This is a genomic window from Streptomyces sp. NRRL F-6492, assembly GCF_001280125.1.
In the GTDB taxonomy this organism is placed as follows: Bacteria; Actinomycetota; Actinomycetes; order Streptomycetales; family Streptomycetaceae; genus Streptomyces.
Genome location: NZ_LGEG01000233.1, coordinates 134,112 through 142,732, shown reverse-complemented (window position 1 = coordinate 142,732; position 8,621 = coordinate 134,112). Strand labels below are relative to the sequence as shown.

General features: G+C 74.1%; 8 protein-coding genes and 1 pseudogene. 8 read left to right on the top strand and 1 reads right to left on the bottom strand.

Annotated elements, in window-relative coordinates; translation table 11 throughout:
* Positions 1 to 464, bottom strand: a pseudogene (locus ADL08_RS23855) (hypothetical protein); the annotation flags it as partial.
* Between the two features lie 61 nt (positions 465 to 525).
* Here ADL08_RS23855 and ADL08_RS23850 point away from each other — a divergent pair.
* The 8 genes from ADL08_RS23850 to ADL08_RS23815 are packed head-to-tail and all read left to right on the top strand — an operon-like array spanning position 526 to position 8,613.
* Entirely contained in the window at positions 526 to 975 is a 450-nt protein-coding gene (locus ADL08_RS23850) for a hypothetical protein (protein WP_053646240.1), read from the top strand.
* Positions 972 to 1,940, top strand: a complete 969-nt coding sequence (locus tag ADL08_RS23845) for a complex I subunit 1/NuoH family protein (RefSeq protein WP_053646238.1) — start codon at positions 972 to 974, stop codon at positions 1,938 to 1,940. The genes ADL08_RS23850 and ADL08_RS23845 overlap by 4 nt, the downstream gene beginning before the upstream one ends.
* On the top strand, positions 1,940 to 2,512 hold the full coding sequence (locus ADL08_RS23840; protein WP_053646236.1) for a NuoI/complex I 23 kDa subunit family protein: 573 nt from the start codon (positions 1,940 to 1,942) through the stop codon (positions 2,510 to 2,512). Before ADL08_RS23845 ends, ADL08_RS23840 begins: the two co-directional genes overlap by 1 nt.
* 2 nt (positions 2,513 to 2,514) lie before the next feature.
* Complete coding sequence (locus ADL08_RS23835; protein WP_053646261.1) at positions 2,515 to 3,078, top strand: NADH-quinone oxidoreductase subunit J; 564 nt, start codon at positions 2,515 to 2,517, stop codon at positions 3,076 to 3,078.
* Positions 3,078 to 3,458 carry an NADH-quinone oxidoreductase subunit NuoK gene (gene nuoK / locus ADL08_RS23830; RefSeq protein WP_053646234.1) on the top strand — a complete coding sequence of 127 codons (381 nt, stop codon included), beginning with the start codon at positions 3,078 to 3,080 and terminating at the stop codon, positions 3,456 to 3,458. Before ADL08_RS23835 ends, nuoK begins: the two co-directional genes overlap by 1 nt.
* Complete coding sequence (locus ADL08_RS23825; RefSeq protein WP_053646232.1) at positions 3,455 to 5,482, top strand: NADH-quinone oxidoreductase subunit L; 2,028 nt, start codon at positions 3,455 to 3,457, stop codon at positions 5,480 to 5,482. Before nuoK ends, ADL08_RS23825 begins: the two co-directional genes overlap by 4 nt.
* Positions 5,483 to 5,509: 27 nt before the next feature.
* Positions 5,510 to 7,063, top strand: a complete 1,554-nt coding sequence (locus ADL08_RS23820) for a complex I subunit 4 family protein (protein WP_053646230.1) — start codon at positions 5,510 to 5,512, stop codon at positions 7,061 to 7,063.
* Positions 7,060 to 8,613 carry an NADH-quinone oxidoreductase subunit N gene (locus ADL08_RS23815; protein ID WP_053646228.1) on the top strand — a complete coding sequence of 518 codons (1,554 nt, stop codon included), beginning with the start codon at positions 7,060 to 7,062 and terminating at the stop codon, positions 8,611 to 8,613. The genes ADL08_RS23820 and ADL08_RS23815 overlap by 4 nt, the downstream gene beginning before the upstream one ends.
* The last annotated feature ends 8 nt before the right edge of the window (positions 8,614 to 8,621 follow it).

Below are 8,621 nucleotides of genomic sequence, written 5' to 3'. Positions count from 1 at the left end.
GCCGAACGCCCGGCCCGCCGCACCCGCACGACCACGGACCCCACCCCGACCGACCCGCCACCCCGCCGCACCCGCTCGGCGTCGGAGGGCTCGGCGAGCCAGGAGGCACCGGCGGCACCGGCTCGCCGCACCCGCTCGGCGTCGGAGGGTTCGGCCAGCCAGGACGCACCGGCCGCACCGCCCCGCCGCACCCGCTCGGCCGCCGACGGCTCGGCGAGCCAGCCGGCGGGGGAGCCGGGCGCCCCGGTCCGCCGTACGCCCTCGGCGTCGGAGGGCTCGACCGGCCAGACGCCCCCGGAGGCGGCGGACACGACGGCGGACACCCCGCCCGAAACGACCCGCCCGCCCCGCCGCTCCCGCTCCGCGTCGGACGGCTCCGCGAGCCAGTCGACGGTACGGGGCACGGAGGCGCCGGGCGCGACGGAACCGGGTGCGGAAGCACCGGGTTCCCCGGTACCGAACACGTCCGCACCGGACGCGACGGCGCGCCCCCCGCGCCGCTCCCGCTCCGCCTCGGACGGCTCGGTGAGCCAGACGCCCCCGGAGCCGACGACCCCCCGGCACACCCGCAGCTCGGACGCCCCCTGGCACCACGCCCGCCCGGCCTTCGACGAGGAACCCGCCACTCCGGCGGCTCCGACCGAGCCGGGGACTCCGGCGGCTCCGGCCACCCAGGAGACCCCGGCCGCCCCGGCCGAACCCGCCACCCCGGCGGAGCCGGACACCGCCACCGAGCCGGCCGCTCCGACCGAGCCCGGCACGGCTGCCGAGCCCGACGGGCCGGCCGACGTACAGGGCTCCGACGCGCACCCCGCGCACCCCACGCACCCCGCGCGCCCCGCCCCGGAGCCGGGGGCCGGGGCCGACGGCCCCGGGGCGACCCCCGCACCCGGCAAGCCCCGGCCCACCGACACGGCCCCCGATACCGACCCCGACCCCGACCCCACCCACCCCGCCGGAGGCGATCCCGCGTGAACGACGTACTCGACGTCGCCCTCCGGCTCCTCGTCGTCTTCGCCGTCTTCCTCGTGCTGCCCCTCGTCGTCGGCCAGACCGAGCACAAGGTCATGGCCCACATGCAGGGCCGCCTCGGCCCCATGTACGCAGGCGGCTTCCACGGCTGGGCCCAGCTCGTCGCCGACGGCGTGAAGTTCGCGCAGAAGGAGGACGTGGTCCCGAAGGACGCCGACCGGCGGGTCTTCCAGCTCGCGCCGGCCGTCGCCCTCCTCCCGTACCTCCTCGTCCTCGTCGCGATCCCGATCGGTCCGGGCGAGGGGGCCGTCGGCCAGGTGGTCGACGCGGGCATCTTCTTCGTGCTCGCCGTCATGGGCGTCGGCGTCCTCGGCAGCCTCATGGCCGGCTGGGCGTCCGCGAACAAGTTCTCGCTGCTCGGCGGCCTGCGGACCGCCGCCCAGCTCCTCGCGTACGAGCTCCCGATGCTCCTCGCCGCCGCCTCCGTCGCGATGGCCGCCGGCACCGTCTCCCTCCCCGGCATCCTGAACGCCTTCGAGTGGTGGTGGCTGCCCTGGCAGATCGTCGGCGCGCTCGTCTTCTTCGTGGCCGGCCTCGCCGAGCTCCAGCGGCCGCCGTTCGACATGCCGGTCGCGGACTCGGAGATCATCTTTGGCGCGTACACCGAGTACACCGGCCTCCGCTTCGCGCTCTTCCTGCTCGCGGAGTACGCGGGCATCGTCGTCCTCTGCGGCCTCACCACCGTCCTGTTCCTCGGCGGCTGGCACGGCCCCCTCGGCGCCGACGGCCTCGGCTGGGTCTGGACCCTCCTGAAGACCGCCGTCCTCGCCTTCGTCGTCATCTGGCTGCGGGTCAGCTACCCGCGCCTGCGCGAGGACCAGCTCCAGCGGCTCGCCTGGACGACGCTCGTCCCGCTCGCCCTCGCGCAGATCGCGCTCACCGGCATCGTGAAGGTGGCGATCCAGTAATGGCCCCTCTTCTCCCGCCCTCCCGACCCGGCATCCCCGGCTCCGGCCTCGCCAAGGGCCTCGCCGTCACCCTCCGCACGATGACGAGGAAGACCGTCACCGCGCAGTACCCCGACGTCCAGCCCGAACTCCCGCCCCGCACCCGCGGGGTCATCGGCCTGTTCGAGGAGAACTGCACGGTCTGCATGCTCTGCGCCCGCGAGTGCCCCGACTGGTGCATCTACATCGACTCCCACAAGGAGACGGTGCCCCCCGCCGCCCCCGGCGGCCGCGAGCGCAGCCGGAACGTCCTCGACCGCTTCGCCATCGACTTCGCGCTCTGCATGTACTGCGGCATCTGCATCGAGGTGTGCCCCTTCGACGCGCTGTTCTGGTCGCCCGAGTTCGAGTACGCGGAGACCGACATCCACGAGCTGACGCACGAGCGCGACAAGCTCCGCGAGTGGATGTGGACGGTCCCGGAACCGCCCGCGCTCGACCCGCGCGCGGAGGAACCGAAGGAGATCGCCGCCGCGCGCAAGGCGGCGGAGAAGGCGGCGGCAGCGGCGGCCGCCGAAGGGGAGCAGCGGTGATCCTGACAGCGGCACGGACCGCACAGACGGCACAGGAACACGGCTTCCTCTCGCCCACCGGCGTCGAGATCGCCTTCCTCCTCGTCGGCCTCGTCACCCTCGGCGCCGCCGTCGTCACCGTCACCACCCGCCAGCTGGTGCACGCCGCCCTCTGGCTGGTCGTGGCCCTCGGCGGCCTCGCCGTCGAGTACCTGCTCCTGACCGCCGAGTTCATCGCCTGGGTCCAGGTGCTGATCTACGTCGGCTCCGTCGTCGTCCTCCTCCTCTTCGGCCTCATGCTCACCAAGGCCCCCGTCGGCCGCTCCCCGGACACCGACTCGGCCAACCGCCCGGTCGCCCTCGCCGTGGCCCTGGCCGCCGCGGCCGCGCTCGTCTGGGTGGTCGTCGACGCGTTCCGCACGACCCGGATCGACCTCGACGGCGCCGTCCAGGGCTCCACCGAGGTCACCGGCTCGATCCTCTTCCGGCACTGGGTGCTGCCCTTCGAGGCGCTGTCCGTGCTCCTCCTGGCCGCCCTGGTCGGCGCCATCGTGCTCTCCCGGAAGAAGAAGGAGGGGGAACGCTGATGCACCTCGCCTACCCGGCCGTCCTCGCCGCCCTCCTCTTCTGCACCGGCCTCTACGGCGTCCTCGCCCGCCGCAACGCGATCCTCGTCCTGATGTCCGTCGAGCTCATGCTCAACGCCGTCAACCTCAACCTCGTCGCCTTCGACGTCTGGCTGCGCGACGCCCTCCACGCCGGCCAGGCCCTCACCCTCTTCACCATCGCCGTCGCCGCCGCGGAGATCGGCATCGGCCTGGCGATCGTCCTGATGGTCCACCGCAACCGCGGCACCTCGGACATCGACCGCCTCCGCGACACGGCGGAGAACCCGGACACGGACCCGGACACGGACCCGGACCCGCACACGGGCCCGAACGACGAGAAGGCCGAGGCCGCCGCGTGACCACGACCACCCTCGCCGTCCTCGTCCCCCTCCTGCCCCTCCTCGGCGCCGCCGCCGGACTCCTCCTCGGCCGCACCGCCCCCGGCTTCGTCCGCCCCCTCGCCGTCCTCCCGGTCCTCGCCGCGGCCGTCCTGGCCGTCCTGGTGGCGGTCCGCCAGGGCGGCGGGAAGGCGATCGACGCCGCCACCCAGCTCACCCCCACCGGCTCGGTCCCGATCGACCTGGCCCTGCACGTCGACGGCTTCGCCGCCCTCGTCGCCGTCCTCGTCGGGACCGTCGCGACCTGCGTGCAGGTCTACTCGACCGGCTACCTCCGCGACGACCCCCGCTACCCCTCGTACGCCGCGCTCGTCTCCCTCTTCACCGCCGCGATGCTGCTCGTCGTCTACTCCGGCGACCTGATGGTGCTCCTGGTCGGCTGGGAGGTCATGGGCATCTGCTCGTACTTCCTCGTCGGCCACTACTGGGAGACCCCCGAGGCCCGGTCCGCCTCCCTCAAGGCCTTCCTCGTCACCAAGCTCGGCGACGTGCCTTTCCTCATCGGGCTCTTCGCGCTCGCCGCCGACGCGGGCACCTTCCGGATCACCGGGGTCCTCGGCGCCGTCGCGACCGGCGGCCTCGACCACCCCACCCCGATCGCGCTGCTGCTGCTCGCCGGCGTCGCGGGCAAGTCCGCCCAGTTCCCGCTGCACACCTGGCTCCCGGACGCCATGGCCGGCCCCACCCCCGTCTCCGCGCTCATCCACGCGGCGACGATGGTCGCCGCCGGCATCTACTTCACCGCCCGGCTGCTGCCCGTCTTCGCCGCCTCCGCCGCCGCGATGACCGTCCTCGCCGTGACGGCCGCGATCACCATGGTCGGCTCGGCGCTCGCCGCGCTCGCCCAGGACGACATCAAGCGGGTCCTCGCCTACTCGACGATCGGCCAGCTCGGCTACATGGCCGGCGCCCTCGCCGTCGGCGACCGGGGCGCCGCCGTCTTCCACCTCCTCTCGCACGCCGCCTTCAAGGCGCTGCTCTTCCTCGCCGCCGGCGTGGTCATCCACGCCGCCGGCACGAACTCGCTCACCGCCATGTCCCGCATGAGCGGCCTCGCGAAGCGGATCCCGGACGCGTACTGGACGACGACCGTCGCCCTCCTCGCGCTCGCCGCGATCCCGCCCTTCGCCGGCTTCTTCTCCAAGGAGGCCGTCCTGGTGGCCGCCGAGCACACCGCGCTCGGGGACCGGACCGTCGCCCCCGCCGGAGCCGGCTGGACCGTCCTCGTCGCGGGCCTCCTGACCGCCCTCCTCACCGCCGCCTACGCCCTCCGCCTCTGGCTGCGCGCCTTCCGGGGCCGGGGCGCCGAGGCCCCCGACCTTCCCCGAGCTCTCGACCCCGTTCGAGCAGGGGAGACCCCGATCCGCCAGCCGATCGCGATGACGAGCGTCCTGTGGGTCCTGGCCGTCCCCTCCCTCGGCTTCGGCCTGACCGTCCGGTACCTCCCCGACTGGTTCGACGGGCACGACCTCGCCCCGACCCTCACCACCGCCGTCCTCGGCACCGGCCTCGCCGTCGCCGGAGCCGCCGTCACCTACGCGGTCTGGCGCACCCTCGCCGCCCGGGCCCTGACCGCCCCGGTCCCCGCCCCCAGTCCGCACGTCGCCCACCCGGACGCCGAAGCGGGCCTGGTCGAGGCCGAGGCGCTGCACCTGCCGCACCCCGCCGAGGACCCGGCCGACCCCGGCCGCGCCCTCCTCGGGCCGCTGTACCGCCCCGCCGCCGACGGCTTCCACCTGGACGCCGCCTACCGGGCCGCCTTCGTCCGCCCCGTACTCGCCGCCGCCTCCCTGGCCCGCTTCCTGGACCGCGAGGTCGTCGACACGTACGTCCGGGGCGCCGCCGGCTCGGCCAAGGGCCTGGGGTGGCTCGTCCGCCGCGCCCAGACCGGCAACGTCCAGACCTATCTGAGCGCCCTGCTCGCCGGCTCCGTCGTCCTGGCGATCGCCGCAGTCGCCCTCGCCAACGCCGTCGCCGGAGCGTGAGCCGTGATCGATATCAGCGAATCCGTGATGCAGTTCCTTCTCGCGTCGATCGTCGCCGGCCCGCTCCTCGGCGCCGCCGCCGCCCTCCTCCCGGCCCCGCCCGGACTGAAGGGGACGTCACCCGACCAGGCCGTCCTGCGCCACGGCGTCACCGTCACCGGCGTGATCCTGCTCGCCGCGATCGTCCTCGCGCTCGGCTTCGACCACGACCACCCGTCGAGGACGCAGGCCACGACGGACATCAGCTGGATCAGGGCGCTGGACGTGCGGATCCACCTCGGTGTCGACGGCATCTCCCTCCCCCTCCTGGTCCTGACCGCGCTCCTGAGCTTCCTCTGCGCGCTCCACAGCTACTTCAAGATGCCGAGCGGGCCCTCCCCGAAGGCCTTCGTCGCCCTGCTGCTCGTCCTGGAGTCCGGCACCCTCGCCACCTTCGCCGTCCTCGACCTCGTCCTGTTCTTCCTGGCCTTCGAGACGGTCCTCGTCCCGATGTACTTCCTCATCGCCCGCTGGGGCGGCGAGAACAGGCGCGCCGCCGCCACGAAGTTCGTCCTCTACACGCTCCTCGGCTCCGTCGTCATGCTGCTCGGCCTGCTCCTCGTCGGCGTGAAGGCGGGCACGTTCGACATGGTGGCACTCGCCACCGACAACGGCCGGGGCCTGACCACGTCCGTGCAGGTCGTCGCCGTTCTCGCGATCGGGATCGGGCTCGCCGTGAAGACCCCGATGTGGCCACTGCACAGCTGGCTCCCGGACGCCCACACCGCCGCCCCCACCGTCGGCTCCGTCCTCCTCGCCGGCGTCCTGCTCAAGATGGGCACGTACGGGTTCGTCCGGATCGTCCTGCCGATCGCGCCCGACGGCATGCGGACCTTCGCCCCGTACCTCGCCGCCTTCGCCGTCGCCGGGATCGTCTACGGCTCGCTCGTCTGCCTCGCCCTCGCGCGCCCCGGCGCCAAGGGCGACCTCAAGCGCCTCATCGCGTACTCCTCCGTCGGCCACATGGGCTTCGTGCTCCTCGGCATCGCCACCATGACCCCCACCGGCGTCAACGGCGCCCTCTTCGCCAACATCGCCCACGGCCTCGTCACCGGACTGCTCTTCTTCCTGGTCGGCGCGGTCAAGGACCGGTACGGCACCGCCGACCTCGACACCCTCGCCGGCGCCACCGGGGCCGCCCTCTACGGCCGCGCACCCCGCCTCGGCGCCCTCCTCGCCTTCGCCGCCGTCGCCTCCCTCGGCCTGCCCGGCCTCGCCGGCTTCTGGGGCGAGATGCTGGCCCTCTTCGGCGCCTTCGACCCGGCCGAGGGCCTCAGCCGCCCCGCCTTCCTCACCTTCACGGCGATCGGCGCCTTCGGCACCCTGCTCACCGCCGCGTACCTCCTGATCGTCGTCCGCCGCGTCTGCATGGGCGGCCCCCGGCCCGCCGGGGAGACCCCGATCGCCGACGTCCAGGGGTACGAGTTCGCCGCCTGGACCCCGCTCGTCGCCCTCACCGTCCTCGCCGGACTCTGGCCCGCCGTCCTCCTCGGCCTCACCGACCCGGCCGTCCAGAAGCTCCTCGCCGGAGGCACCCAGTGACGTCGCAGCTCGTCCAGTCCGTCGACTGGCTCACGATCGCGCCCCCCGTCCTCACGGCCGCGGTCGCCCTCGCCGTCCTCGTCGCCGACCTCTTCGTCCCGCCGGAGCGCAAGCGGCTCCTCGGCCTGACCGCGATCGGCGGCCTCGCCGCCGCCCTCGCCCTCCTCGTCCCGCTGCGGGCCGGCGACCGCTCCACCTTCTGCCTCACCCCCGACACGCGGGTCACGGCGTGCAGCTACACCGCCGACCACTTCACCCTCGTCGTCCAGCTCCTCGTCCTCGGCGGGGCGCTCCTCACCGCGCTGCTCTCCCTGGACGAGACCCGCGAGGAGCTCCCGGCCGGCGAGTACTGGTTCCTGCTGCTCTCCTCGGCCGCCGGAGCCGCCCTGCTGCCCGCCTCCCGGGACCTCGCGACCCTCGTCGTCGCCCTGGAGGTGGCCTCCCTGCCCGCCTTCGCGCTCGTCGGCCTCAAGCGCGGCGACCGCATGTCCGGCGAGGCCGCCCTCAAGTTCTTCCTCTCCTCCGTCACCGCGACCGCCGTCACCCTGCTCGGCGCGAGCTTCGTGTACGCGGCGACCGGCACCCTCCACCTCACGGAGATCGCCCAGCGCCTCGACGACGTCCCCGGGCAGCTCCAGACCCTCGCCGAGGCGGGCGTCGCCCTCACCCTCGTCGGCTTCGCCTTCAAGACGGCCGCCGTCCCCTTCCACTTCTGGGTCCCCGACACCTACGTCGGCGCCCCGCTGCCCGTCGCCGCCTACCTCTCCGTGGTCGGCAAGGCCGTCGGCTTCACCGGCCTGATCCTGGTGACCGTCGTCGCCTTCCCCTCGTACGCGGACGTGTGGGGCCCGGCGCTCGCCGTCCTCGCCGCGCTCACCATGACCGCCGGGAACGTCGCCGCCCTGCGCCAGCCCTCCACGCGCGCGTGGAGCGCGGTCCGGCTGCTCGCCTGGTCCTCCGTCGCCCAGGCCGGCTACCTCCTGGTGCCGATCGCGGCCGCCGCGTACTCCGCGAACGACCAGATCGGCGCCACCGTCGCGTACGCCCTGATGTACGCCGTCGTGAACCTCGGCGCCTTCGCGGTCGTCGCGCTCGTCGCGCGCGTGCGCCCCCGGAACCGGATCGAGGACTACCGGGGCCTGTACGCGGCGAGCCCCGCCGCCGCCCTCGCGCTCGCCTTCTTCCTCCTGAATCTGGCCGGTTTGCCCCCGGGTATCATCGGCCTCTTCGCCAAGGTGACCGTCTTCTCGGCGGCCGTCGACGCGGGCCTGGGCTGGCTGGCCGTGGTCATGGCGCTCAACGTCGTGATCGCGCTGTACTACTACCTCCGCTGGACGGCCCTGCTCTTCCGCACCCCGGAAGGAGCGCCGGTGGAAGCACCGGGAGAAGGTCCGGGAGGAGCTCCGGAAGGAGCCCGGGAGGGCGGCGTCGCCCCCCACCGGTCCTCCGCGCCGATCACCCTGGCGATCGCGCTGACCGCCGCCGCCGGAGCAGTCCTGTCGGGCTACCCGCAGTTCGCCCTCCGCTTCGCGACGACGACGCTCTTCTGACCCCCGTC

Excerpts from the sequence above, each read along its gene's own strand:
- ADL08_RS23840 (WP_053646236.1), top strand. The coding sequence starts at position 1,940 with ATGGCCCCTCTTCTCCCGCCCTCCCGACCCGGCATCCCCGGCTCCGGC.
- nuoK (WP_053646234.1), top strand. The coding sequence starts at position 3,078 with ATGCACCTCGCCTACCCGGCCGTCCTCGCCGCCCTCCTCTTCTGCACC.
- ADL08_RS23820 (WP_053646230.1), top strand. The coding sequence starts at position 5,510 with ATGCAGTTCCTTCTCGCGTCGATCGTCGCCGGCCCGCTCCTCGGCGCC.